This is a genomic window from Pseudanabaena sp. FACHB-2040, assembly GCF_014696715.1.
Classification (GTDB): Bacteria; Cyanobacteriota; Cyanobacteriia; order Phormidesmidales; family Phormidesmidaceae; genus JACVSF01.
The window spans coordinates 613,853-637,860 of the sequence record NZ_JACJQO010000022.1; the positions used below are offsets into that span (position 1 = coordinate 613,853).

23 protein-coding genes are annotated in these 24,008 nt (G+C 55.4%); 11 read left to right on the top strand and 12 right to left on the bottom strand.

What is annotated here, in order from left to right:
- Positions 1-131 precede the first annotated feature (131 nt).
- From H6G13_RS25720 to H6G13_RS25730, 3 genes are all read left to right on the top strand, one after another.
- Positions 132-551: an ATP-binding protein gene (locus tag H6G13_RS25720; protein ID WP_190488226.1), complete on the top strand. Its 420-nt coding sequence runs from the start codon at positions 132-134 to the stop codon at positions 549-551.
- An 88-nt stretch (positions 552-639) separates the two neighbouring features.
- Positions 640-1,818: a glycosyltransferase gene (locus H6G13_RS29550; RefSeq protein WP_347277533.1), complete on the top strand. Its 1,179-nt coding sequence runs from the start codon at positions 640-642 to the stop codon at positions 1,816-1,818.
- Between the two features lie 91 nt (positions 1,819-1,909).
- Complete coding sequence (locus tag H6G13_RS25730) at positions 1,910-2,314, top strand: hypothetical protein (protein WP_190488228.1); 405 nt, start codon at positions 1,910-1,912, stop codon at positions 2,312-2,314.
- A gap of 71 nt (positions 2,315-2,385) precedes the next feature.
- Here H6G13_RS25730 and H6G13_RS25735 read toward each other — a convergent pair whose 3' ends face one another.
- A complete protein-coding gene (locus H6G13_RS25735) occupies positions 2,386-2,820 on the bottom strand; it encodes a hypothetical protein (protein ID WP_190488230.1) in 435 nt (144 codons plus the stop codon).
- Positions 2,821-3,050: 230 nt separating this feature from the next.
- On the opposite strand from H6G13_RS25735, the gene H6G13_RS25740 reads away from it, so the two are divergent.
- Positions 3,051-5,237: a pentapeptide repeat-containing protein gene (locus tag H6G13_RS25740; protein WP_190488233.1), complete on the top strand. Its 2,187-nt coding sequence runs from the start codon at positions 3,051-3,053 to the stop codon at positions 5,235-5,237.
- A 43-nt stretch (positions 5,238-5,280) separates the two neighbouring features.
- Complete coding sequence (locus tag H6G13_RS25745; protein ID WP_190488235.1) at positions 5,281-5,640, top strand: DUF565 domain-containing protein; 360 nt, start codon at positions 5,281-5,283, stop codon at positions 5,638-5,640.
- Here H6G13_RS25745 and H6G13_RS25750 read toward each other — a convergent pair.
- The 3 genes from H6G13_RS25750 to H6G13_RS25760 all read right to left on the bottom strand — a co-directional run bounded on the left by H6G13_RS25750 (position 5,637) and on the right by H6G13_RS25760 (position 9,233).
- Positions 5,637-6,272, bottom strand: coding sequence for a bifunctional 4-hydroxy-2-oxoglutarate aldolase/2-dehydro-3-deoxy-phosphogluconate aldolase (locus H6G13_RS25750; RefSeq protein WP_190488237.1), 636 nt, complete (start codon positions 6,270-6,272; stop codon positions 5,637-5,639). The genes H6G13_RS25745 and H6G13_RS25750 overlap by 4 nt on opposite strands.
- Before the next feature lie 167 nt (positions 6,273-6,439).
- Positions 6,440-8,281: an ATP-dependent zinc metalloprotease FtsH3 gene (gene ftsH3, locus H6G13_RS25755; RefSeq protein ID WP_190488239.1), complete on the bottom strand. Its 1,842-nt coding sequence runs from the start codon at positions 8,279-8,281 to the stop codon at positions 6,440-6,442.
- Between the two features lie 151 nt (positions 8,282-8,432).
- Entirely contained in the window at positions 8,433-9,233 is an 801-nt protein-coding gene (locus H6G13_RS25760) for an aminotransferase class IV (RefSeq protein WP_190488241.1), read from the bottom strand.
- 133 nt (positions 9,234-9,366) lie between these two features.
- On the opposite strand from H6G13_RS25760, the gene H6G13_RS25765 reads away from it, so the two are divergent.
- Positions 9,367-10,149, top strand: a complete 783-nt coding sequence (locus H6G13_RS25765; protein ID WP_190488243.1) for a TIGR01458 family HAD-type hydrolase — start codon at positions 9,367-9,369, stop codon at positions 10,147-10,149.
- 102 nt (positions 10,150-10,251) lie between these two features.
- Here the strand turns inward: H6G13_RS25765 and H6G13_RS25770 are convergent, their stop codons facing one another.
- On the bottom strand, positions 10,252-11,202 hold the full coding sequence (locus H6G13_RS25770; RefSeq protein WP_190488246.1) for a class I SAM-dependent methyltransferase: 951 nt from the start codon (positions 11,200-11,202) through the stop codon (positions 10,252-10,254).
- A 202-nt stretch (positions 11,203-11,404) separates the two neighbouring features.
- Here H6G13_RS25770 and H6G13_RS25775 point away from each other — a divergent pair, with 202 nt between their 5' ends.
- Positions 11,405-14,014 (top strand): M1 family metallopeptidase, encoded by a 2,610-nt coding sequence (locus tag H6G13_RS25775; protein WP_190488248.1) that lies wholly within the window; start codon positions 11,405-11,407, stop codon positions 14,012-14,014.
- Between the two features lie 69 nt (positions 14,015-14,083).
- Here the strand turns inward: H6G13_RS25775 and H6G13_RS25780 are convergent, their stop codons facing one another.
- The 5 genes from H6G13_RS25780 to H6G13_RS25800 form a co-directional block, all read right to left on the bottom strand.
- Positions 14,084-14,746, bottom strand: coding sequence for a hypothetical protein (locus tag H6G13_RS25780; protein WP_190488250.1), 663 nt, complete (start codon positions 14,744-14,746; stop codon positions 14,084-14,086).
- Positions 14,724-15,950 carry a sulfite exporter TauE/SafE family protein gene (locus H6G13_RS25785; RefSeq protein WP_190488252.1) on the bottom strand — a complete coding sequence of 409 codons (1,227 nt, stop codon included), beginning with the start codon at positions 15,948-15,950 and terminating at the stop codon, positions 14,724-14,726. Before H6G13_RS25785 ends, H6G13_RS25780 begins: the two co-directional genes overlap by 23 nt.
- An 88-nt stretch (positions 15,951-16,038) precedes the next feature.
- Entirely contained in the window at positions 16,039-16,869 is an 831-nt protein-coding gene (locus H6G13_RS25790; protein ID WP_190488254.1) for a tetratricopeptide repeat protein, read from the bottom strand.
- A gap of 106 nt (positions 16,870-16,975) precedes the next feature.
- The gene (ruvB, locus tag H6G13_RS25795) at positions 16,976-18,121 is read right to left on the bottom strand and encodes a Holliday junction branch migration DNA helicase RuvB (RefSeq protein WP_190488256.1); all 1,146 of its coding nucleotides are present in this window, start codon (positions 18,119-18,121) and stop codon (positions 16,976-16,978) included.
- Positions 18,122-18,172: 51 nt separating this feature from the next.
- Positions 18,173-19,171 (bottom strand): NAD(P)-dependent oxidoreductase, encoded by a 999-nt coding sequence (locus H6G13_RS25800; RefSeq protein WP_190488259.1) that lies wholly within the window; start codon positions 19,169-19,171, stop codon positions 18,173-18,175.
- A 221-nt stretch (positions 19,172-19,392) separates the two neighbouring features.
- On the opposite strand from H6G13_RS25800, the gene H6G13_RS25805 reads away from it, so the two are divergent.
- The 3 genes from H6G13_RS25805 (at position 19,393) to H6G13_RS25815 (ending at position 21,668) form a co-directional block, all read left to right on the top strand.
- The gene (locus tag H6G13_RS25805; RefSeq protein ID WP_190488260.1) at positions 19,393-19,920 is read left to right on the top strand and encodes a type IV pilin-like G/H family protein; all 528 of its coding nucleotides are present in this window, start codon (positions 19,393-19,395) and stop codon (positions 19,918-19,920) included.
- Between the two features lie 266 nt (positions 19,921-20,186).
- On the top strand, positions 20,187-20,738 hold the full coding sequence (locus H6G13_RS25810; protein ID WP_190488262.1) for a type IV pilin-like G/H family protein: 552 nt from the start codon (positions 20,187-20,189) through the stop codon (positions 20,736-20,738).
- A 123-nt stretch (positions 20,739-20,861) separates the two neighbouring features.
- Positions 20,862-21,668, top strand: coding sequence for a hypothetical protein (locus tag H6G13_RS25815; protein ID WP_190488264.1), 807 nt, complete (start codon positions 20,862-20,864; stop codon positions 21,666-21,668).
- 78 nt (positions 21,669-21,746) lie between these two features.
- Here the strand turns inward: H6G13_RS25815 and H6G13_RS25820 are convergent, their stop codons facing one another.
- Together H6G13_RS25820 and H6G13_RS25825 are read right to left on the bottom strand one after the other, a co-directional pair.
- Positions 21,747-22,025 carry a hypothetical protein gene (locus H6G13_RS25820; RefSeq protein ID WP_190488266.1) on the bottom strand — a complete coding sequence of 93 codons (279 nt, stop codon included), beginning with the start codon at positions 22,023-22,025 and terminating at the stop codon, positions 21,747-21,749.
- A 375-nt stretch (positions 22,026-22,400) separates the two neighbouring features.
- Positions 22,401-23,351, bottom strand: a complete 951-nt coding sequence (locus tag H6G13_RS25825; protein WP_190488368.1) for an EamA family transporter — start codon at positions 23,349-23,351, stop codon at positions 22,401-22,403.
- 145 nt (positions 23,352-23,496) lie between these two features.
- On the opposite strand from H6G13_RS25825, the gene H6G13_RS25830 reads away from it, so the two are divergent.
- Positions 23,497-23,880: a hypothetical protein gene (locus tag H6G13_RS25830; RefSeq protein ID WP_190488268.1), complete on the top strand. Its 384-nt coding sequence runs from the start codon at positions 23,497-23,499 to the stop codon at positions 23,878-23,880.
- Positions 23,881-24,008 lie beyond the last annotated feature (128 nt).

Consider the following 24,008-nt stretch of genomic DNA (forward strand, 5'->3'; position numbering starts at 1 on the left):
CTGTCACAGGCTTGTTTTTTGTAGCTTTTGATGCCGTAATATGAAAAAGGGTGCATCCGGTTATCCAAGCCTTGTCATAGGCTCAGAATCTTTTGGCTACAGTTCGCTGGCTATAGTCAACCGGGGGAAAGGTGAAGCAAGAACATTTGGTCGTTTCTAGTCGTTTAGATGTGCTTAACCAGGTGCAGTACTGGTTTAAAGACGTCTGTCATTCTTCAGATACGGATACAACTTGGGTTAGCAATTATGTGGACCGGTTAACCATTGCGTTAACTGAGGGGTTTACGAATGCTGTGCGCCACGCTCATGCGGAACTGCCCCCAGATACCACGATTGATATTGACCTGTCTTTTGGCCGCGATCGCATCGAGATTCGCATTTGGGATCACGGCCAGCCCTTCAACCCCGAAGAGCTGCAAGAGCCTGAACCTGGAGCATTGCTAGATGGGGGCTATGGCTGGTTTTTGCTGCGACGGCTGGCTGACCGAGTAACCTATCAGCGGGTCAAAGATGGCCGCAACTGTCTCTCTATTGTTCAATATGGCACTTGAGATAACCCCACTAATCTCATGGCCTTATTCAAAAAATAATCATAAGAGTCTAGATCGCCCGTGATTGTCCGTTACCGATGTTGATCTTGTGAAATCTCGGCATTCTGTGCGATCGCAACCTGCAGCCACCTTTGTCTTTCTAGAGGTCTTTTCCTGCGAAGGCGGGATTCAATCCTACGTCAAGGACGTCTTGGGGGCCTACCTACAGCAGCCAGATCCGCCTGTTTCCGACGTTTTTTTACTGCGAGATGGGTCAGCCTGCAATAACCCACTAGAAGGCAGCGCCCTGAGGTTTCACTACCTAGCTTCACCCGTAGCCCAGGTAGGCCGTATTCGTCTGGCAGTAGCCCTTACCCTGCATTTGTGGCGGCAGCGGCCTCAGCAAGTCATCTGTGGTCATGTGCTTTTGACTCCGCTAGTCCATCAACTGTGCCGTCTGTTGGGCCTGCCACATACGGTCATGACCTATGGCAAGGAGGTTTGGTTCCCGCTGCCTGACAGAGAACGGCGGGCCCTGCAGCAGGCTCAAGCTATCTGGTGCATCAGCCGCTACAGCCGCGACCTAGCCTGTGCCGCCAACAAACTGAATCCTAAGCAGATGCATTTGCTGCCCTGTGTGGTGGATGGCGCTGTTTTCACACCTGGCCCACCCGTGCCAGAGCTGGTGCAGCAATACGGTTTACAGGGTTGTAAGGTGCTCATGACTGTGGCTCGGCTCTGGGCCGGGGATATTTATAAAGGCGTCGACGTGACGATTCGGGCACTACCTGCGATCGCAGCGACTATTCCTACAGTCAAGTATTTAATTATCGGTCGGGGAGACGATCAGCCCCGACTAGCGCAGTTGGCTCAAGACTTAGGCATTGCGGATCGGGTCGTGTTTGCTGGATTTGTGCCCACTGCCCAGCTGCCTGACCACTACCGACTAGCTGATGCTTACGTTATGCCGTCCCAGGAAGGCTTTGGTATTGTTTACCTAGAGGCGATGGCCTGCGGCATTCCGGTGCTGGCTGGCGATGCCGATGGCTCCGCTGACCCTCTGCAGGATGGCCGCCTGGGTTGGCGGGTGCCACACCGAGACCCACAGGCCGTAGCGAGAGCCTGTATTGAAATCCTAGAAGGAGAAGACCCTCGCTGTCGGGGTGAGTGGCTGCGGCAGGAAACCCTGACCCACTTCAGCCCAGAAGCGCTGGCTGCCCAACTACATCAGCTATTGCAGCCCGCTAACTTCAAGGCGGAGGGGAACCAAGACGCAAAGCTACAATAGAGTTCGCGGGTTTTAGAGCTCAGGATGAACTGACCTGAAGCCTTGCCACATCCCTGGCCCCTCGTACTTTACGTAATGCTGAGGCAAAAGCGTGAACTCTAACGACTTTAAACAGATACAACTCAATTTCTCTGGAGCCGGGTGCTGGCTAACGGTCATTGCCGCCGCCTGGCTGTTGGGAGCAGTGGGGCTAGGCTGGTTGGTTAAATCCGTACTGGTTCTTGTCCTTTTGCTGGCTTTGGCCCCAGTCTTGGCGTTTGTGGGCTTGCGCTGGTGGCTGAAGCGAAATCTGGTGCAGGGCAAGTGCCCGACCTGTAGCCTTGACCTCACTGGGCTAAAAAATACTGGCACCCTTTGCCCCAACTGCGGTACCGCTGTGGAAGCCAAGGACGGCATTTTTCAGCGCTCTACGCCAGAAGGCACCATCGACGTTGCAGCGGTCGAGGTGCCGGTCGTTGAAGTCTTGCCCGAGAGGCTTGATAGGGCTGATGACTAGCGCAGATGGGGGAGACACGGGGACGCCGGGAAGGAAGCCCTTCGTCTCCGCATCTCTAGATTAACGGCGCGTTAATTTTGACTGATCGACAGGGTATAGGGAGTTTGAGCGGCTGTCTCATTGCCCACGTAGATGCTGTAGACTCCCTGGTTGAGCAGCCCAGGAGAGGTAATGCGGCCATCGTTGAAGCGATCTGTTGTGCGGCACTCGCTGAAGCCGCCAGGGCCTTGAATAAATAGCGTTACCTTACCTTCACCCTGTAAAGCAATGTTGAGGGAAGCGAAGGTCTCTGTGACCTGAAGCGTTTGGCTGGGAGCAGCGGGCAGGTTGCCACAGGCTGAGCTTTGGCTGCCGCCAGACAGGCCACTAACCTGCACAGTGCCAGATAGGGGTGTCGTTAGAGCTTGACTGCGAGCGATGGGTGCCATGCTGAAGACCGAAGCCAGAGCTAGGGGGATAGCCAACCAACGAACTTGAAACGGTTGCACCAGTAATCCTTTCAACATAAATCCCTCACTCGTATGCGTTGCTCCAGATACTTCTATGCTAGTCTTCTGCCCAAAGGAAGATAAACGTTCTGTGCCAGTTCTTTAAATGGCAAAAGTTCCCTAAGCTGTTTGGCCAGAATTTACGCAGAAAACGTATCCAGATCGGAGCTGGGATGCTAAAAAGGAGAACAATTTAGGCAGACTGTGCGTTCTACTTTTCCCTCACGGATTGATCAGGGTCGGCTGCTATGGCGCATACCGCTCAACGCCAAACTTCTTCTACTCAAACAGGTACCGCAACTGCTCTAGTCGTTGCCACTAAGCCCACTCTGGGTCTACGGCGGCTGGTCGCTTGGGCCTTGGAGGTTAGCCTGCTGGTGGGCAGTGCCGCTTTGCCCTGGGCCATTGGAGAAGCGGTAAGACAAACGACTGATTCTGGAGTTCCTCTCAATCCTGCAGTCTCTAGAGTTGAAGGTGCGATCGCACGTACCCTCAACCTGCCCAAGCAGCCCCGCCTTACCCAAGTGCCGCCACTCACCAATCTGCTCTGGTTTAGCGCCCTAGGGCTGCCGCTGGTGCTGGCAGGCTCCCAACTGTACTGGCTGGCCAGCACTGGCAAAACGCTACCCAAGCACTGGCTGGGCCTGCGCGTCGTAACGCGAGACGGATCGCCACCAGGGGGCCTGCGCACTCTGCAGCGAGAATTGAGCCGTTGGGGACTGCCGCTAGTAGTCGCCTATGGCCTCTGGTTCGGCAGTGGTGCTTTTCCCCAAATCGGTCTGCTGGGACTCTTGGCAGGGCTGGCGCTGGCGGCAGAAGGCGGCACAGGCTGGCTGAACCGCGCGCGTCGCCCCTGGCATGATTTGCTGGCAGGCACTCAGGTAGTTGCTGCAGGCGTGTATTTTCCTGTTAAGCGACTGGCTACAGACAGCTATCGAGAGGTGACAGTCTCAGCCTACTCAGCCGAACCCTTTTATGGCAGCGCACTGCCCTATGCTGAGCCTGAGGGGGGAGTGAGTTCTGTGGTTTTGCTGCCCTTGGGTAGGAGACCCCCTGGCAGGGGGCAGTGGGTGCGCCAGTATCCAATCCTCGTGCTGGGTGGGCTGGTGCTGGGCGGGCTGAGCATTTTGATGGTGGGCATAGTCGGCACCCAAATCTACACTCAGCAGCAGGTGAACCAGCGCAGTAGCCAGCAGCAGACCGACGACCTGTTTTTGGCCCTGGTTGATACCCTCAGCACTCGAGCCAGCCGCCCAGAGGAGCAGCAGGCCGCCATTTTAGCCCTAGCCAGCACCCAGGATTCCCGCGCGATTCCGCTGCTAGTTGACCTACTATCCCAGGCTCAAGCGCCGCAGGTGCTAGAAGCACTGCAGCAGGGACTAGTGACTCTGGGGCCAGAGACTCTGCCCCACCTACAGCGGCTAAATCAGTCCTTGGCCAATGATATTGCTGCCTTGCCCCCCGACCAACGCCTGATCTCCCAGCAGCGGCAGCAGACGGTGAAGCGCACTTTGGCCAAACTCCTAACGCTCTACAGCGGTCAACTTCAAGGCACTCAACTGAGCCGCACCTATTTGGGGAAAGTGGTAGAGAGCCCAGATGCTTTTACGCTAGTGCTAGATCAGGTCGATCTAGCCGGGGTGGTCTGGCAAGGATCGATTCTGTCGGGAGCGAGCTTTCGCCAAGCTCACTTTTTTGCCGCAGGGCCAGACCAGAGACCCGATACTTATGACGATTGGGTGGCCGACTTGAGTGGTTCCGACTTGACTGAGGCTGATTTTTCGGGCGCTCGCTTGCGGTATGTGCTCCTCCAAGGAAGCAGCCTGCTGCGGGCCACCCTCAGCGGTAGCGAAGCGGCTTTTGCCGATTTTTCAGAGGCGAATTTGAGCAGTGCCCAGTTAATCAGCGCCAACCTCAGCCAGACCCTGCTCGTGAACGCTAGCCTAGTAGGCGCAGACCTGACGGAGAGTAACTTATCTAGAGCCAACTTGACCGCTGCTCGCCTGCATCAGGCCCAGGGCACCGGGGCTAACCTCGAAGGCGCAAATCTGACCCGAGTGGAGGGCCGCGAGGCCAACTTAAGCAACGCCAACCTGAGCGGAGCAACCCTGACTCAGGCGGATCTGAGCGATAGCCAGTTGGCAGGCGCTAATTTCAGCGGGGCTAACCTGGAAAATGCTCGCCTACATAGGACTAATTTGCAGGCAGCCAATTTTCGGGGGGCTAACTTGAGCGGTACAGACTTTCAAGATGCTGTTTTTTCCTCGCCGACAGCTCTGGCTCCTGACAGTTTTATTGAGTCACTGCCTAATTCACAGCCCCAGGAAACGTTGACAAGCGTAGATTTTTCCAGGGCGCAAAACCTGGCTCCGGAGCAGATTGCCTATATCTGCAGGCAAGGGGGCATTCATCCGGTCTGCCCTCTCAATCCATAATAGGATTCTGAAGTAGAACGCTTTTCTCTATTGGTGCTAACCCATGCAACGCACCCGCCTCAGTACACTGTTTGACACGGCAAGCAATCAGCTCAACCGCTGGCTGTTTAACCCCTGGCGCAGGATATCAATCCTTGTCATTAGCCTGCTGGGAGGCAACTTTTTTGGGGTTGCGATCGCAGCTGTCGCCGGACAGGCCGCACAGCAAGACATTATTCTTGCTGCGATTTTGATGGTTATCAATGAACTTATTAGCCGCTTGATCTATGGCCGCAGTTGGCGCAGACCTGGCCAAGACCGAAACGAGCCTATTTCTATCCCGCTCTTTTATGAATCTCTCAATGCCTTCAAGATAGGCACTATGTATGCGCTAGCGGCAGAAGCCTTTAAGTTGGGCAGCTAAGTCGCCAGACGTTGCAGCAATGCTTCAATTTGCTGGGCAATCCCTGTCCAGTCGCGCTTTTGTACTTGTGCCGGGGGAAATAGCGATCCAGACAGGCCAATTGCGATCGCACCTGCCTCTAGTAGGGCCTGAGCATTATCTGGAGTCACACCGCCTGTAGGAATCAGGGGAATAGCAGGCAGCGGTCCCTGTAGACTGCGAATGTAGGCCGCTCCGCCGACAGCGCTGATCGGAAACACCTTGACCCCGGCAGCCCCTGCTCTCCAGGCAGTGACAATTTCAGTCGGCGTTAGCGCTCCAGCCACCATTGGGACAGCCCGCTCCAGCCCCAACTCCAGTAGAGAAACATCCGTAAAGGGGCTAAAGCCAAACTGGGCTCCGACTGCGATCGCCTGTTTCGCCTCTGCCAGGGTCAGCAAAGTCCCAGCCCCAATCCAGCAATGCGGCAGATCCTGGCGCAGATAACCAACCAGTTCCTCAGGCTGCTCGCTGTCCCAAGTAATCTCGATCAGCCGCACTCCTCCCTGTTCTGCTGCTCGCGCCATTTCCAGCCCGGTAGCTAGGTCAGGAGCGCGAATGACCGCCAGCAGACGATGTTTTTTCAGCAGGTTGAGCCAGTCTTGACAATCCATAAGCAAACAGGAGATGGACTGTAGGGGCAGGTTGCGCTAGGAGACTGTAACAGTTGCAGAGCCCAAGCCTGTCCAGATGTCTTCAGAAAAAGAAAGAGACGCGATTAATCGCGTCTCTACAATGGACTAATTTACTTTGAATCAGATCATCCTGCCTCAGGCCAGGACTAGACGATAGAAGCCATCTTCACATCGTTAGTGGCCAGCAGGTGCTGCAGTTCTTCCGCGTCTACGGTTTCTTTTTCCACCAGCATGTCAGCCAGTTTGTCCAGCACATGGCGGTTTTCGGTCAACACGCTCTTAGCTCGGATATAGGCTTCGTCTACCAGTTCCCGTACTTCTTCGTCGATGGCAGCAGCAGTCTCTTCCGAGAAGTCGCGCTCGGCGTTGATGTCGCGGCCCAAGAACATATTGCCCTGCTGACGGCCCAGGGCTACAGGCCCTAAGCGATCGCTCATACCAAAGCGGGTAACCATCTGACGAGCGACCCGAGCTACCTGCTGCAGGTCGTTAGACGCACCCGTGGTGACTTCCTCTTCGCCGAAGATAACTTCTTCAGCAATGCGGCCTCCCAGAGCGACAGCCATCTGATTCTGCAGGTAAGAGCGAGAGTAGAGACCAGACTCTAAACGATCTTCGCTAGGGGTGAACCAGGTCAAACCGCCAGCTCGACCGCGAGGAATGATGCTGATCTTCTGCACTGGGTCGTAGTCGGGCATCAGGGCACCCACCAGAGCGTGTCCAGCTTCGTGGTAGGCAACGAGCTGCTTGCGCTTTTCGCTCATTACCCGGTCTTTCTTCTCAGGGCCTGCCAGCACCCGATCAATGGCATCGTTAACCTCATCCATCGAGATCTCGGTGAGGTTGCGGCGAGCCGCGAGAATAGCTGCTTCGTTGAGCAGATTAGAGAGGTCGGCTCCAGTAAAGCCAGGAGTCCGGCGGGCAATTTTTTCTAGGTCTACGTCCGTAGCAAAGGTCTTGCCGCGAGCGTGGACGTTGAGGATTTCCAGACGACCTGCGTAGTCAGGCCGGTCAACCACAACTTGACGGTCAAATCGTCCCGGACGCAGCAGCGCCGCATCTAACACGTCGGGCCGGTTGGTCGCAGCAATGATGATGATGCCATTGTTGCCCTCAAAACCATCCATTTCAGTGAGAAGCTGGTTGAGGGTTTGCTCGCGCTCGTCGTTGCCGCCGCCGAGACCTGCGCCCCGCTGACGGCCCACCGCATCAATCTCGTCGATAAACACGATACAGGGCGCGTTGGACTTGGCCTGTTCAAACAGGTCGCGCACCCGCGAAGCGCCTACCCCGACAAACATCTCAACGAACTCAGAACCGGAGATGGAGAAGAAAGGCACACCGGCCTCACCCGCTACCGCTCGGGCCAGCAGGGTTTTACCCGTTCCAGGAGGCCCCACCAGCAGCACGCCTTTGGGAATTTTGGCTCCGACGGCAGTAAAGCGGTCGGCATTCTTCAGGAAGTCAACGACTTCAGCTAGCTCTAGCTTGGCCTGGTCAATGCCAGCGACATCGCCAAAGGTAACTTGGGTCTGAGGCTCCATCTGCACCCGAGCTTTGGACTTGCCGAAGTTCATGGCTTGGCTACCAGGGCCGCTTTGCGCTCGCCGCAGCACAAAGAACAGCACCACCAGCAGCATGATCGGAATCAGCAAGGTGCTAAAGGCACGAACCCAGACGCTGTCGTCGCTTTGGGGCAGCACGACAATATCGACATTGTTGTCTTCCAGAAGATCAATTAGTTCTGGATCGTTGGGCAGGTTGACGATTACCTGACCGTTACCCTCGGGATCAGTGAATCGAGCACGAGTACGATCAGAGCTGATGTTGACCCGCTCGACCTGGTTGCTTTCAACGGCCTGTAAGAAGCGGCTGTAGCGCCAGGTTTGTGTTTCTTGACCAGAATTATCAAAAATGGCAGTGGCTAAGGCGATGACCACGACCACTAGCAGGGCGTAAAGACCTGCGTTTCTCCACCGTTTGTTCACCGGGGTTGTGCCTCCAATTGCTTCAGGGTGAGGATGGGGTGTTTCTTAAATGAAAACGTATATTAACTAATGTTAACGCCAGATTCAGAATTGGTCGAATCAGCGAGGTTAAATAGTGGTTTGCGGATTTAATGCCAGGTCAAATCAAACCTTACGGCAACGCTTCATCAAACATGAAGCGCAGTTCCTGCAAAACCCTCTGATCAGGATTGTATTCCAGTCTAGTTCGCCCCTGCAGGACTGTGTGAATGGGGACAATTTCTACCCCGCAGTTGGTATAGGCAAGGTTCTCAAACTGCTGAGCTTTGGCAGGGGTCCAGGGGGTTTCGAGGGCAGGGCGACCCAGGATGTGCAGGTGGCGGATGAGCTGAGATCGCATTACCCCCGGCAAAATTCCTGCCGTCAGCGGTGGCGTCCACCACTGGCCCTCGGCCCAGCCCCACAGGCTGCCGCTGCTGGTCTCTAGCCAGTGGCCGGCCCCGTCAACCAAAATGGCCTCTGCCGCCCCTTGCGCCTTGGCGGCTTGGGCCGCCAGCCAGCAGGCCAGGTAGTTGCCCGTTTTATGAGCAGGCAGGGTTCTTGAGTAGTCGTGGGGGGCCACCCAGGCTGTAATGCCTCGCTGCTGACGTTCTGCTAAATCGGCTGGAAGTGGACGCCCGGTGATTAGCGCTTGACCATCAGGAAACAGCGTCATTCTCAAGATGGGGTAGTGCGGCATCAGCGCTTCAGCTCCTTGCCGTAGACAGGACTCGTCGGGCTGAGGCCACTGGAAGGCTTGAAGGGAAGTGCGGATGCGATCGCAGTGCTGCCGCCACGCCGTCAGCGGATGGTCTAACGACTGGCCGTAGACCCGCAGCGTTGTAAACACCGTCGCGCCGTAGAGCAGCCCTGGATTGTAAACGTCCAGAGCTAGCGTTTGCCCATCGATTACCTGACCGTTGAACCAGTACATTCTGCTTGTATATCCCACCCATCCTATTCAAACGTGATTAATCAAAACGACTGTAGCGGTTGCGCCCCTTTCCTTCGCCTGAATTGAGTAGGCTCCGTACAATATCTGGAGTCTCTGCCGAGGAAATCCACCGATGACAAGTGCACGTGCTCCCATCAACGGGCTGTTGCTGGATCTCAATGGCGTTTTCTACGTCTCCCATAGAACCCTACAAGGCGCTGTCAGCACCGTTGAAAGGCTGAAGGAATCGGGAATTCCCCATCGGTTTGCGACCAATAACACAACTGAGTCGGTAGCAGACCTCAGCCGCCACCTAAAAGCGATAGGTCTGCCCATTGAGCCAGAGTCAATCATCAGCGCCCCCTACGCTGCCGTGCTCTACCTACGTCAGAAAGGCAATCCGACGATCTTTCCCCTGCTCTCTAAAGAAACCCGGCAAGACTTTGAAGAGTTTAATGTGTCAGAAACCGCTGCCGATGTCGTTGTGCTCGGTGATATGGGAGATGAGTGGAGCTATCAGGCCCTCAACCGTGCCTTTAAGCTCATTCTCAAAGGAGCAGAATTGATAGCCCTACATAAGGCTAAATACTGGCAGTGGGAGGCCGGTCTACAGCTCGATATCGGTGCCTTTGCAACGGCTCTGGAGTTTGCCACCGACCAACAGGCAACCGTTATCGGTAAACCCAATGCCGCCTTCTTTAATCTGGCGCTGAAAGACCTGGGCCTGCCGCCGGAGCAGGTGGCTATGGTGGGTGACGATATTGAGGACGATATCGGCGGGGCTCAAGCTCTAGGGATTCAAGGGATTCTGGTAAAGAGCGGCAAATACCGGGAGTCGCTAGTCCAGAAGTCGGCAGTGGTACCCGATATGGTGGTCGATTCCCTGGACGACATGCTGAAGTTGATAGGGATTTGACCGCCAGGGAGGATGGGCAAAGGGCCGTAGCCCCTGCCCATCTTCTAAGGAGCATGACTAGATGGGCACGCTTTGCTTTGCCCATTCTACGAGACTGAGGCTCTAGCGAACCCGCGCGACTAGGGTGCGGTGGCGGGGGCTGTTGCAGGTTACCACTGGCGGCTCAAATCCGGCCTCAATAAAAGCCTGCTCGAAATCTAGAGCAAAGTATTCGTCTAGATAAGGCTCGGTGCTTTTTAGCAGGGTCAACACAAAGGGCGGCATTTGGGCAAAGACTTCTGAGCGGGGGTTCATATCCATGATTGCCAAGTGCCCTCCTGGGCGCAGCAGACGACGGGCCTCTTGGAGAATGGCCTTAGCAGCACTTTGGGGCAACTCGTGGAAAACCAGGCAGGCCGAAGCCAGATCGTAGGCTGCATCGGGCAAGCCGGTCGCCTCTGCAGCTGCATGGTGCCAGCGCACTCCGGCAGCCCCATCAGAACTAGAGCCTTCGTTACAGCGGTACTGAGCCACCGTCAAAAAATAGGGAGATAAGTCTACCCCGGTCAGTTGGGCCCTGGGAAAGGTTGCCTGCAGCGTCAGGGTGCTCATGCCAACGCCACAGCCCAAGTCGATGATGTCTTTGGGGGCCTGCGGCAGCTGGGCCTTCAGCAAATCGTGATAGCTCTGGCGCAGCTTGGCATCGCCTTGGGCTCCCGCTTCCGGCCAGATGCGGGCATGGACGGCATGGGCTGCGACCTCAACTTCCAGAGCAGGTAGCCAGCCCAGGTTGCCTTCCTCATAGGCGTGGAAGCTGTTGACGTAGTAGTCGGGATAGCTCAAGTCAGGATTGCGGATGGCGGCTAGCTCTGACTCCCAATCAGAGGCAAAGTCAGCAGGGGTGTGGCGCGATCGCAACTGCTGCACGCGTTCTCGCCAGGGCACCCCAATCGACTCAGCCCGCTCGATCATCATGGCGCGGGCGCGACCTTTAGCTAGGTTGAAGAGGGGCTTGATGGCAAGAACTCGGTTGATCAGGCTAGAGAGAAGATTGGGCGCTGCGATCGCATTCATAAGCAGACGAATTTAAAGAGTTTGTTATGGATAAAGCCATTATCCCAAAGACCCGACGCTCAATCCCTACCAAAACGCTACCCTGATCAATTAGGGTCGCATTGCCACCAAAGTACTCCGCATGAAGGTGGGTGGCGCGTGGCAGGTAGGGCTGTCACACCGAGTTTTTACAGGATTCATGTTCTAAGGATTAACTGCTCCCATGCTCAATGCCCATCGTTTGGATACCGACAACAATAGCCACAAGTCATTTGAACTGCCCGGTGCCCGCCCCCATTACAACCCCGACCGCCCCGGACAGGTAGAGCACATTGCCCTGGATTTGGCCCTGGATCTGGATAACCAGGTTTGTGAAGGCACCTGTACGGTGCAGATAAATCCGGTACGAGATGGTGTGAAGCGGTTAACGCTAGACGCAGTGAGCCTGCAGATTCAGGCGGTGACGGTGGGCACAGTTCCCCAAGACTTTGACTACGACGGAGAGCAGCTCCACATTCGGCTGCAGCAGCCAACCCAAGCAGGCGAGGTGTTGACCCTACAGATTGCCTACCGAGCCGAACAGCCTCAGCGCGGCATCTACTTCATCGGCCCCGACCAGCACTACCCCAATCGCCCTATTCAGGTGTGGACTCAAGGGGAAGACGAAGACTCCCGCTTCTGGTTCCCCTGCTTCGACTATCCCGGCCAACTGGCGACCTCAGAAATTCGGGTGCGGGTGCCCCAGCAGTACCAGACCATTTCCAACGGCGAACTGGTAGAAACCGTGGAGGAAGGCGCTTTCAAGATCTATCACTGGGTGCAGAAGCAGATCCACCCCACCTACTTGATGGCGCTGGCAGTGGGTGACTTCGACGTGATTCAAGACCAGTGGCAGGGCATTCCCGTCACCTACTACGTCGAGAAGGGCCGCAAGGACGAGGCCCAGCGCACGATGGGCAAAACGCCTCAGATGATTGAGTTTTTTAGCGAAAAGTACGGCTATACCTATGCTTTTCCCAAATATGCCCAGGTCTGCGCCGCTGACTTCATCTTCGGCGGCATGGAAAACACCTCCTGCACTATCCTCACCGACCGCTGCCTGCTAGATGAGCGGGCTGCCCTAGATAACCGCAACTCTGAGTCGCTCGTGGCCCACGAACTAGCCCACCAGTGGTTTGGTGATTTGCTGGTGATCAACCACTGGTCCCATGCTTGGGTTAAAGAGGGCATGGCTACCTACTCTGAGGTGATGTGGACCGAGCGCGAATACGGCGACCAGGAAGCTGCCTATTACCGCCTAGAGGCAATGCGCAGCTACCTCTCGGAGGACCGCAGCCGCTACCGTCGTCCGATGGTCACCCATGTCTACCGAGAAGCGATTGAGCTGTATGACCGCCACATCTACGAAAAAGGGGCCTGTGTCTACCACATGATTCGCACGGAGTTGGGAGATGACCTGTTCTGGCGGGCCATCCATACCTTTGTGCAGACCCACGCTCACCAAACGGTCGAAACCATTGACCTGATCCGGGCTATTGAAAGGACCACCGGCCGCAATCTGCGCTCCCTATTTGACCAGTACGTGTTCCGGGGCGGTCACCCTGACTACAAGGTGGCCTACAGCTGGGATGGTGACAGCAATCTAGCTAAGATCACCATTACCCAAACCCAGGTAAAAGATGGCGACACCAGCAGCACCAGCGGCCTATTTGACCTGCGAATTCCAATTGGCTTTGGCTACGTTGAGAGTTCTGGCGAGCAGCCCCAGGTAGAGGTCACGCCCTTTACCGTGCGGGTGCATGAGCGGGAGCAGAGCTTTTTCTTCCCGCTAGCGAAGAAGCCCGACTTCGTCAGCTTTGATGTGGGCAACCACAGGCTCAAAACTGTCAATCTAGAGTATCCGCTGGCTGAGCTTAAGGCCCAGCTGCAGTACGATCCCGACCCCCTATCAAGGATTGAGGCAGCGGGTGCGATCGCAAAGAAAGGCAGTCTAGAAGCCGTTAATGCCCTAACTACTGCCCTCAAAGCAGAGCCTTTTTGGGGGGTGCGGGCAGAAGTCGCTGAGCAACTCGCCTCAATCAAGCTAGATCAGGCTGCAGCGGGACTGCTAGCAGCCCTCCAAGACCCTGAAGCCAATGTTCGTCGGGCCGTTGTCGAAGCCCTAGGCGACGTGAAAACTGCCGAAAGCTATGAAGCGCTCAGAGCGGTAGTCGAGCAGGGCGATCCCAGCTACTACGTAGAAGCCGCCGCCATCCGCGCTTTGGGTAAAGTAGGTGCCGCTGACGTAGAAGGCAAAACCCAGGGCCCAGCAACCGTGACGCTGCTAGAGTCCATTCTTAAGGAGCGCTCAGGCTGGAATGAGGTCGTTCGCTCTGGGGCAATTGGGGCGCTCAGCCATTTCAAGACCTCCGAAGCAGCCCTCAACTTGATTCTGCAATATACCGAACTGGGCGTGCCCCAGGCGCTGCGGCTGGCGGCGGTACGGGCATTGGGCCCCATCTCGACTAGCCAAAGCAAAGCCAACCTAGAGCGGATTTTAGACCGCCTAGAGGTCATCTCTCGCGAACCTTTCTTCCTCACCCAGGTTTCTGTCCTGATTGCCTTGGGCGCAATGGAAACTCCCCGCGCGATGACAGTCCTGCAGTCCTTGGCAGACCACACTGCCGATGGTCGAGTCCGGCAGCGCGCTGAGGAAGCCGTGCAGCGAGTTCAAAAGAACATCGGCAAAGACCAGGCGGTGCAAAAGCTGCAGCAGGAGATCGATGAACTCAAGAAAAACAATCAGGAACTTAAGAGCCGCCTAGAAGCGTTGGAGGCCAAAGCTAAAAGCTGAGTTGTAGCGATGTCTGGTACTTAGGCTTTGCCGCGATCGGAAGGCGAGGAGAAAGAGAAGAACATAGCTCTAAGGTTTGGAGCGGGGATCAATGTCATCATCTTTGCGGCGATGGCGTAGGCTCCAAACCAAACCTGCGAGCAGAACAATAGTGGCAGCAATCACAGAAGGCTGCCATAGCGGAGCAGCAGCGGGGGGCAGGGCACCACTTTCCACGCCCAACACTTCTGTAGATGCAGGGGCAGCTTCTGTCTCACCAGCAGTTGGGGCAGAAGCTGCAGGGGCGGCAGCGCTACGGGCGGCGACCGTGACCTCAAAGGGCAGCTCAAAGGGCTGAAATTCCTCGGCTGCGCGAGAGCTGCCTGTGAGCACCAGCGTATAGGCTCCCACATCGGGGAAAACCACCTCAGCGCCGGGAATGTTCTCATAGCTTTCTGCTGTCACTGGGGCCAGCGGCGGCTGGGCCAGCGGCGTCGCTCCCTCGCCGTAGGGCTGGGCAAAGACCGAGAGCTGGCAGTCACAGTCAGCCAGCGGAATCACTTGTCCACCTTGACGAGTGAGCGCAAACCAAACCTCAGTGGGTTCACCTGCCCGCGCCACATCGTTTGGTTCAATGTGCAGGGTGCCGCCCACATCGCCAGATACCTGTACCTTGTGAGCACTTACTGGCAGGGCCAGACTGGTCAGGCTCAAGGCCAGCAGCCAGCTATTAAGAACGCTTTGGCGGAACATAGTAACGATCCAGAGACAACAGAGACCAGAGCCAGTGCGATCGCATCATCAGCGCCAGTCCCACCACGCTCACAAACATACCTGTATGAATCGACTGAGACAGGCTTAAATGCCCCGACCCGAGATAACGAGTGCCCAACATCAGACAGTGAAGGGTACACAGCAGCAGGGCAGGAATACTCAAAAGATGAAGGTTACGCCAAAAAGTTCCCAACGCTCGCTGGGCCCAGTCGGTGCTAGTCAGTGCCAGCGGCAGCATCAATACTAGGGCCGAAGCCCCCATGATTACGCCCCACTGATGCCTGGGCAGCATAAACTCAAAGGCCCGAAAGTTCCAGCCCCAGCTATGCTCTACCATCTGCACACTGTGGGCCAGAGAAAGGATAAACGCACCCACACCCAGCACTCGGCGGTAGCGCAAAGGCCCGCTCCAGAGCTTGCTGATAGGCCGCGCCACTAGCGCCAGCACCAGCGCCACCAGTGCCCCATAGCCAGCGTAGTCAGTCATGGCTTCGCCAGTTCGCATCAGCGTTAGCACGCCAATCAGCAGCGTCAACCAACCGCCCAAGCGAAATAGCTGGCTGCGTCGGTCTTGGCCCAGCCAGCTGGCAGATAGTCCTACCCCTAGCATGATTGGAAGCGTACCTAGGCCAAAAGCCAGCATAGTAGCAGCTCCAATCGCCGGATGAGCCGTCTCGGCGGCCTTGATCTGAGCAGCGTAGAGAAATCCACAGGGAATTAGCCCCCATACCAACCCTAGCAGCAGCGGCGTCCACCACTGACGGCTGAGCGAGAAGCGGGTCAACGTCTTTTGCAGCCGCTCGTGCAGCTGCCCTTGTAGCATGGGGTGCAGAAACGGCAGTTTGGGCAACAGCCCCGGACTCACTTGGGCCAGCCCAAACCAAATCAGCAGCCCGCCGGTTCCCAGCGCCATTGCCCGCCGCAGGCCGCTGCCGATGCCAGCCACCTGCCCCCCTGCCACCAGCACTGAACCAATGCCGCCAATAACAGCACCGATCAAGGCATAGCTCAAAAGCCGCCCCAAATTCAGCAGCAGGTGAAATCTCACCGACTGCCAGCGAGAAGGAACCGCCTCAGCAGGGTGCCCCAGGGAAAAGGCCACCGTAAGTGGGCCACACATGCCCAAGCAGTGGCCAAAACTGCCCAAAAACCCCAGGCTGGTGATCAAAAACAGGTCGAGCATGGGCTCATCGCATCCGGGCTAAAGCTCCATAGACATCCTAATGAACTGAGCTGCACTGTGGAATCTGCCAGCTAACAGCTTAGAGGGCTTATAAATTCAAAAACTTCTCTAGCGCTGCCACCATCGCCGGAGGCCAGCGCCGCACCGTGCGCACCCAGTCGAGGTCTTTGTAGCGCCCATCTAGGCCCACTACAGCCACCCAGTTGCTCTCGGCTTCTCCCCGCTGGCCAGCTTCCCACAGGGCTGCTGTGAGCGCTGCTCGGGCATCGGGGAAGTTGGGATACTTGCGGCTGAGCCCCCGAAACTGACGGATGGCCTGATCTGTCTCCCCGATTTGATAGAGCGCCAAGGCTTCATTAATGCGGGCAAAGGAAAACTGTGGGTCTAGCGTTACAGCCTCACGGTAGTCTTTGAGGGCTGCCTCCCACTGGCCTAGCCCCGCTCTGGCATTGCCTCGATTGTTGTAGGCAGCCGCATCTTTAGAGTTGATTGTAAGGAGGTGGGTGTAGTCTGCGATCGCATCTTCCCACCGCCCCAAACCTTCTAGGGCCGCTCCCCGGTTCAGATAAGGATCAGGTTCATTAGGGGCCAGTTCAATGGCCTGGGTGTAGTCTGCTAGCGCCTCGGTCAGCTTGTTTTGGCTCACCCGCGTGTTGCCCCGGTTGCTCCAGACAGCCGGTTCATCGGGCAGGTACTCGATCAGTTCGCTCCACAGATCTTCAGCAGCGGCAAACTGACCTGCCTGGGATGCAGCAAAAGCCGACTGTTTTAACTCAGTGATGGTCTGAATATCGCCGGGAGAAAAGATCGCAGGATCAGAGGCGGCAGACTGAGCCAAGGCGCTGCCGCCATAGGCTAGCCCCACCCATAGAGCCAAAACCAGCCCCAAAACCTTGGAGAAAATAGAAGACAACCCCATTGCAAAACTCCCAACATGCCATGTCTCGATTATCCCCTGTAGGGGCAAAGCATGGTGTCTAGGCTTTTTATAACCTTGCCAAACCAAGCGCTGCAATGCTTTGCCCCTACAGCAACGGCAGCTGTTGCCCACCCACAGCAAACGGGACTGTTTTGGCATCGTAGCCCAGGTGGCGGCAGGCAGCGGCAGTAATCACGCGGCCTCGGGGGGTTCTTTGCAGGTAGCCAATCTGCATCAGGTAGGGTTCGTAGACTTCCTCAATTGTTTGGGCATCTTCTCCGGTGGCTGCCGCCATCGTATCGACCCCCACTGGCCCACCACTAAAGTTTTCGATCATCAGCGTTAGCAGACGTCGATCGGTCCAGTCCAACCCACAAGGATCGACGTTAAAGAGTTCTAGCGCCTCAGCGGCAATGGTTTCAGTGATGGGGCCAGAGGCTTTCACCTCGACATAGTCGCGCACCCGCCTGAGCAACCGGTTAGCAATTCGAGGGGTGCCTCGGGCTCGACGGGCAATTTCTGCCGCGCCAGCCGCCTCAATCGGAGTATTCAGCACCTGGGCCGTGCGGATCACAATTTGGGTAAGTTCATCAATCTCGTAAAATCGCAGCCGCTGGATCAGGCCAAAGCGATCGCGCAGCGGCGAAGTCAACGCCCCTACCCGCGTGGTTGCCCCCACCAGCGTAAACGGCTGCAGTGGAATGCTGCGAGTGCGGGCGCTCTGGCCCTTACCAATTGTGATATCCAGCCGCGAATCTTCCATGGCCGGATAAAGAATCTCTTCAGTAACGCGAGGCAGGCGGTGAATTTCGTCAATAAACAGTACATCGCCCGGTTTCAGGTTCACCAGCAGGCCAGCAATATCACGGGGCCGCTCCAAAGCCGGAGCTGTGGTGATCTTGCACTCCACGCCCATTTCCTGGGCCAAAATTAGCGCCATCGTCGTTTTGCCCAGGCCGGGCGGCCCATAGAGCAGCAGGTGATCGAGCGGCTCTTGGCGCGACTTGGCAGCTTGAATGGCAATATCGAGTACTTCCTTCAGCGCCTTTTGACCGATATAGTCAGCTAGCCGCTTGGGCCGCAGGCTATCGTCGGGACCTTTGCGCTCATCGTCTTCAGGTTCACCATCGCGCACCAGCGACAGCGCTGGAGTCAGCACCTCTGCCGCAGACTGCTCCGGCTTGGATCGAGCGCGCGATGGCTGGGCATCGCCAGAACTGTCAGGAGGCTGCTTGGAGGAAATAATCGCCATAGCTGCTCACAATGCCAGGGTTGCCCCTCATCTTATCCTGGTTCAGATGCACTATCTAGGCATAATCCCGTGTACACGGAATAGATCGGCTAGGGTGGGGCAGTAGGGCTGCAGGCCAAAAGTGGCTGGACTGACCGCATTGGCATACACAAAATGGCGGTAGCGAACACAGAAATAGTCCCATGGAGCCATCTGAATACGAAACACCCGAATAATCACATCTGCTAACTTTGGAGACAGCGGAATGCGGAAAAGAATCGGTTTACCCACGTAGGCGCTGGCCTCTTCGACTGCCTGATCGACAGTCAGGCCAGGGTTGCCCAGCACGTATTCACGATAGCCATTCTGAGAGGGGTGCTCGATCAAATAGCGAATTACCCAGGCAATGTCTTGAGCGTGGGCAAAGTGGAAACCGCCATCTGCTTTGAGAAAGCGAATTAGACCCAGCCATTTGGTAACGTCTGCTAGCCCAGCGGAGATAAAAGAGTAGGGTTTGTCTTTATCACCTCCAAACACTAGGGTTGGGAACACGGTCGTAAGTTTGGGGTATAGCACCAGTTTGGGCAGGTGTCGATGGCATTCATACTTGCTTCGAATATAGTCAGTGCCGATTTCGCCCGCTTCTTTCAGGGGCTGATTTTGCCGATCGAGAATGCTGGCGGTAGAAAAGTAAATGACCTGCTCACACCGCTGCGGGTCAAGCAGGTTGATCAGGTCTAAATTGCGGTTGAGATTGATGTCAAAGACCAGTTGCTCGCTGCCACCCCAACAGGCTGCCGCCAGCACCGCTACATCTATGGTAGAAAGCAGCTCGGCGAATTGATCGATCTGTCCGAGATCGCCCTGCAGGATGTGGACTCGCGGATTGCCCTGTAGCGGCAGCTTCAGCCTGCCAGGGTCGCGTACCAGCAGAAATAGTTCGTGGGGGGTGCCCTCTAGCAGCGCTTCCACAATGTAGTGCCCAATGCAGCCGCTAGCGCCAGTAATGAAGATGCGCTTGGCCGCAGCCTGCTGGGGCGGAGAAGAAGAGGGTTGATTCGAAAGACTCAAGGGTACTTAGCCAAAACTGGGGACACATCAGCGAACAAATCGCTCTGATCCATTATTCAGCCAATATTCCTTCTGGCAAGGGCTGGGCTTCTTTTCGGGCAGTTTCCTGATTTGCCTAGGGCAGGGCCGTATAGGTACTTAAGTCAAAATAAACACTTGGTCAACCGAGATTCTCTCAGTATTTTTTCACCAGGGGCAGCCGGAATTACTTAAAAACGCTGATGAAAAGGCCCAATCTTTACCCCCGACTAACACGGCCGCAGCCCCTTTGCCGCCTTAAGTCAACGGACTCCTCTGGTTTCACCCTGATTGAAATGCTGGTCGTCATTGTCATTATGGCGATCTTGGCTGCGATCGCATTTCCCGCTTTCCTCGGTCAAGTCCGTCGCGCTCAGGAAACCGAAGCCCTAACCTACATGGGGTCGATTAACCGCGCTCAGCAGGCTTACCGCCTCGACAGCCCTACCTTTGCCAACTCAATTGAGAAGCTCGGCATTGGTTTACTGACAGATACCTCTTTATATCAATACAGCGTGCTGCAGGGTTCGTCTCTGGTAGCTGTCTCAGCGGCAATTCCCCAAGACGTCTCGCTGAAGGGGTTTACCGGTATTGTCTATGTCCACATTGGGCCTCATGGCACAGCTACCACCACTTCTAAGCTCTGTCATGGCGACCCAACTCATTCTCTGGCTCCCTCGGTTGCTGTTTCAGGCACCCAGGTAAGCATCTCTAGCTGCGATGACATTTAAGTTCTCAAATCACCGCATTGCTATACCCAGCGCTTCTTCCTTAAGGGGGAAAAAGAACAGGTTCTAGCCCTTTAAAACAGAACTTTAGAGAAAGGAGCACACTCAAAAAACCCAGCAGGAATAAGGTTTAAGGCCCATTTTTACAGCAATTTAATAGCTTAGGTGCACTTTTTTTCGCCGACGTGATCGGTAACTTGTTAGGCGTGGGTAATCTAGGTCAAGAAGCAGCTACGAGCAACCCGCTTCACAAGGAGACACCTAAAACCATGAAATCCACTCTAAAAGCTAAACTAATTCAACATCTTCTCAAGAACAAGAAAGACGGTGGTTTCACCCTGATTGAACTGTTGGTGGTTATCATCATCATCGGTATTCTGGCTGCGATCGCACTACCCGCCTTCTTGAACCAAGCCAACCGCGCTCGCCAATCTGAAGCAACCACCTACATCGGTTCCATCAACCGGGCGCAGCAAGCTTACCGTCTAGAGAACAGAACTTTCGCAAACGAGATTTCCCTGCTGGGCCTAGGTATTCAAACCTCAACCGAGTTTTACAACTACACGAAGCCTGCGCTGATAACTGGTGGCACCCTGTCAAACTCCATCTTCTCTTCTGCTAGTCCGAAAGATGAGGCTTTGTTAGGTTATACTGGCGCAACCTATATCCTGCAAGATGATAGGGGTAATGCAACAACTACCGCACTGCTGTGCATTGCAGCTTCTCCTAACACAACCCCTACAGTGGGTATTAGTAATCCTGCTTCAAGAACTACCAGTGTAACAGCGCAACTCGCTAAGTCTCCTGATTGCAAGAGCTAGACAACTGCCTTCTTTGCTTAATTTTTAGGGTCAATCTTTTACGGATTGACCCTTTTTTGTATTTCTCATAATTTATTGAATCAAACTATTGGAAAGGTGCTCTCTAAAGCCAACCTTAAAACAATGAATACCCCTATAAAGTCAATTAACCTACTCTACTATTTGGTTCCGGCCCTTTTAGGAGCCGTACTGATCGCTGGTGTCGCTGGATTGCAGCGCCAAAGGCTCCAGGTACTCCAATCTCCCGCTGCGGGAGCGCAGTCTCTAGGGCAGCTCCAGATTGCTGAGCAACAGGAGCAAGTGCAGCTCACGGTGTTGCAAAATTCGCCTAGCTTTGGCTTTGATAATCTGGTGGCCAACTGGGCTTTTCTAAACTTCTTACAGTATTTTGGCAACTATGATGTGCGCTCTCAAATCGGCTACCGCACCAGCCCAAAGTTTTTTGAGGTCATTGTCGATAAAGACCCCTACTTCACCCTGCCCTATCTGTTTCTCTCGACCAGCACGTCTCTCTATGCAGGCGAACCTGAACGGACTGTTGAGTTGATGGCTAAGGGGCTGGCTGCTATGACTCCAGAAACGCCGGAAGGAGGCTATCGGGTGTGGCGCTACAAGGGCATTGACCATCTGTTATTTTTGGGCGATGGCCCTGGGGCGCGTGAGTCTTTTGAAACTGCTGCTGCATGGGCCGATCGGTCAACTGACCCAGGGGCCGCTGCTGTCGCTGAAGCCTCTCGCCAAACAGCAGCTTATTTAGCCCAGAATCCGGCCAGTCGAGCGGCCCAGATTAGCGCATGGATTCAGGTGATCAACTACACCAACGATGAGCAGACCCAGAGAATTGCCGTTGAACGGATTGAGGCTTTGGGGGGTGAGATTTTGGTGCTTGATCAAGGTCAGGTAACTGTTCGTTATAAAGCCGACGAGTAGCCTACGGATGGGTCAGAAACAGCTTCCTTGAGGGAAAGCGGTGCGTTGTCGCTTAGGCACAAGGCACCGCTGGGGAGATTAGATCTTGCGATCGCGCCTCAAATATCGCAGCACATCTCCCGGATACGGATGCACAAATAGGCCATTCTCGGGAAGGTCGATCACCTGGGTCCACTCAAAGCGCTCGGCGTAGCCCAGCACGTGCAGGGTGTCGATTGCGTGTTGAGTCTCGGCTTCGGAGCCGACGAGATATAGGCGCAGACGCCTGCGCCCCGGCTGCACAGGTGGATTGATTGGCGCAGGTGACAGGGTCGCCTCCCCTAGAGGAGACGACAGGAAGTATTGAATTTGCAGCATTTCAAGGGGATTCCTTTACTTGTGGGTTAGGAATCCCCGAAAAGCGGGTCGGGCCAGACATGAACGAGCAGTAGGGCAGCCTAAAATTAAGGCAGCCCGTACAGCAGGTAGTATCTACTGTCGGGTCAGCTATCGGCGGGTGGGTCCAATCACCTTCCGGTAGCGTCAGACCAGGTTTTCGGGGAAAACAAGCTGCATAGACACAGCTATGAGGATTGATAGTAGATCATCTGATCCTCAAAAACAAGTAAAAATTAATACATTTGCCTGAAAGGGAAGTGAGAGCGAACAGGTCGATCTCATACCTATTTTGTTTGAAGATGCATTAAGCCCTGCAACGGATGTAGGCCCCTGGCCCCTGCCAACACACAGATCTCAATCTGCTTTGGATAAACTGCGATTGCGACTCAGCAGCGCTACGCTCAGCGTCACAATCACCACACCGATGAGTTGCTTGCCCGTGAGCGTTTCTTGAATCGCCAACCAGGCTAGCATTACCGTTAGAGCCGGGTTGGTCGAGGCGATTAGAGAGGCCGTTGTCGCGCCGATGATGCGAATGCCGATATTGTTCAACAGGTGCCCAGTCAGGGTGACAATGCCTGAGAGCAGGCTACCAATCCACAGCGGAGTCCAGGGCAAGTCGTTGAGCTGACCGTGCCAGACCAGCAGGCTGAGACCCGACAGCACCAGCGTTGTGGCAAAGCTGACCCAGGTAAAGGGCACCGGGTGAGTGTGCTCAAAGCTCTTTTGAGCATTGACCGAGTAGAGGGCGTAGACAATACCTGAAGCAATTGCCAAAGCGACGCCCAGAGCACTGTTGTGGGCTAGGGAAAAGGTGGCTTGGGGCACTGTCAGAGTGCTGCCTACAAAGATCAGCCCCATCACCCCCCAGAGCAAGGCGCTGGGCCGAGTGCCGAACAGCTTCCAGGCAAAGAGCGCCGTAAACACGGGGTAGGTAAAAAACAGCGTCAGGGCAATGCCAGTGGGAATCAGGCCGATTGCCAAATAGAGCAGAGCCAGGTAGAGGAACATGAAGAGGCCCCCTGCCAGGGCAAATCTCAGCTCCCGCCGCTTTTCTACTGTGGCCAGTTGACGAATGTCCTTCCAAGTGGCCGGATAGAGTGATGGGGCCAGTACTGCCATCAGCGGCACCACCAGCACCGTTCGCATTACCAGCAGCAGAAACGAGTTGGGCAGCGTTGGCTCTACAAACCCGCCTGTCTGCATCAGCCCAAACACCGGCTGCAGGCTAAACAACACCCGCACAATCACGTTTTGGAAGCAAAAGAAAAACGCTGCTAGCAGTACTAAAAAGAAACCCAAGATTTAATTGCCCCACCTGATTAATCTGTCTAGCTTACTGAGATAAATGAAGTCTCGGTAAAGAGAGCGAGCAGTCGAAACTTGTCAGGTTCTGCCAGCGTCTTTAGAGCAGACTGTAACAATTTGCCCCACCCTAACCGCGATTGCTATGACAGATTCCGGTTCTCCTACCCCAAACTCCAATCCTCTGCAGGCCATGCTGATCAAGGGTATGGCTGGTGCAGTTGCGATCGCAGGCACCACCGCCATCCCAATTCTGATTCAGCAGTGGCTACAGCCGCCCGCACCTCAACCGGCTCAGAGCGTTACTGCGCCTCAAACAGTACCGCCTCAACCCGCTTTAAACGAGGTGATGCCGACCGGAGTAGTGCAGACCGAAGTGATGCCGACCGGAGTAATGCAGACTGAAGTGGTGCCTATTGATCTGCCCGTGCTGGCGGATGACGATGATGACGACGACGACGATGACGATGACGATGCGCCTCGGCGTCGGCAAGAGGACGGTAAGGGCAGCGGGAAGAAGAAGGATTAAGGAAGGTAAAGGGTAAAGGGTAGAAGGTGGAGGGTGGACGGTTGGGTTAAGTGGTCTACAGTTGGGGGCGCTGTCACAGCTCTGACAAATGGACTAGATAACGCAGCGTTAAGACATTGAGGCTTTTT

Coding starts and splice junctions, on each gene's coding strand:
- H6G13_RS25810 (WP_190488262.1), top strand. CDS start 20,187: ATGAAATCCACTCTAAAAGCTAAACTAATTCAACATCTTCTCAAGAAC.
- H6G13_RS25740 (WP_190488233.1), top strand. CDS start 3,051: ATGGCGCATACCGCTCAACGCCAAACTTCTTCTACTCAAACAGGTACC.
- H6G13_RS25775 (WP_190488248.1), top strand. CDS start 11,405: ATGCTCAATGCCCATCGTTTGGATACCGACAACAATAGCCACAAGTCA.
- H6G13_RS25750 (WP_190488237.1), bottom strand. CDS start 6,272: ATGGATTGTCAAGACTGGCTCAACCTGCTGAAAAAACATCGTCTGCTG.
- H6G13_RS25770 (WP_190488246.1), bottom strand. CDS start 11,202: ATGAATGCGATCGCAGCGCCCAATCTTCTCTCTAGCCTGATCAACCGA.
- H6G13_RS25780 (WP_190488250.1), bottom strand. CDS start 14,746: ATGTTCCGCCAAAGCGTTCTTAATAGCTGGCTGCTGGCCTTGAGCCTG.
- H6G13_RS25735 (WP_190488230.1), bottom strand. CDS start 2,820: ATGTTGAAAGGATTACTGGTGCAACCGTTTCAAGTTCGTTGGTTGGCT.
- H6G13_RS25805 (WP_190488260.1), top strand. CDS start 19,393: ATGAAAAGGCCCAATCTTTACCCCCGACTAACACGGCCGCAGCCCCTT.
- H6G13_RS25815 (WP_190488264.1), top strand. CDS start 20,862: ATGAATACCCCTATAAAGTCAATTAACCTACTCTACTATTTGGTTCCG.
- H6G13_RS25830 (WP_190488268.1), top strand. CDS start 23,497: ATGACAGATTCCGGTTCTCCTACCCCAAACTCCAATCCTCTGCAGGCC.
- H6G13_RS25745 (WP_190488235.1), top strand. CDS start 5,281: ATGCAACGCACCCGCCTCAGTACACTGTTTGACACGGCAAGCAATCAG.
- ruvB (WP_190488256.1), bottom strand. CDS start 18,121: ATGGCGATTATTTCCTCCAAGCAGCCTCCTGACAGTTCTGGCGATGCC.
- H6G13_RS25785 (WP_190488252.1), bottom strand. CDS start 15,950: ATGCTCGACCTGTTTTTGATCACCAGCCTGGGGTTTTTGGGCAGTTTT.
- H6G13_RS25760 (WP_190488241.1), bottom strand. CDS start 9,233: ATGTACTGGTTCAACGGTCAGGTAATCGATGGGCAAACGCTAGCTCTG.
- H6G13_RS25765 (WP_190488243.1), top strand. CDS start 9,367: ATGACAAGTGCACGTGCTCCCATCAACGGGCTGTTGCTGGATCTCAAT.
- H6G13_RS25820 (WP_190488266.1), bottom strand. CDS start 22,025: ATGCTGCAAATTCAATACTTCCTGTCGTCTCCTCTAGGGGAGGCGACC.
- H6G13_RS25790 (WP_190488254.1), bottom strand. CDS start 16,869: ATGGGGTTGTCTTCTATTTTCTCCAAGGTTTTGGGGCTGGTTTTGGCT.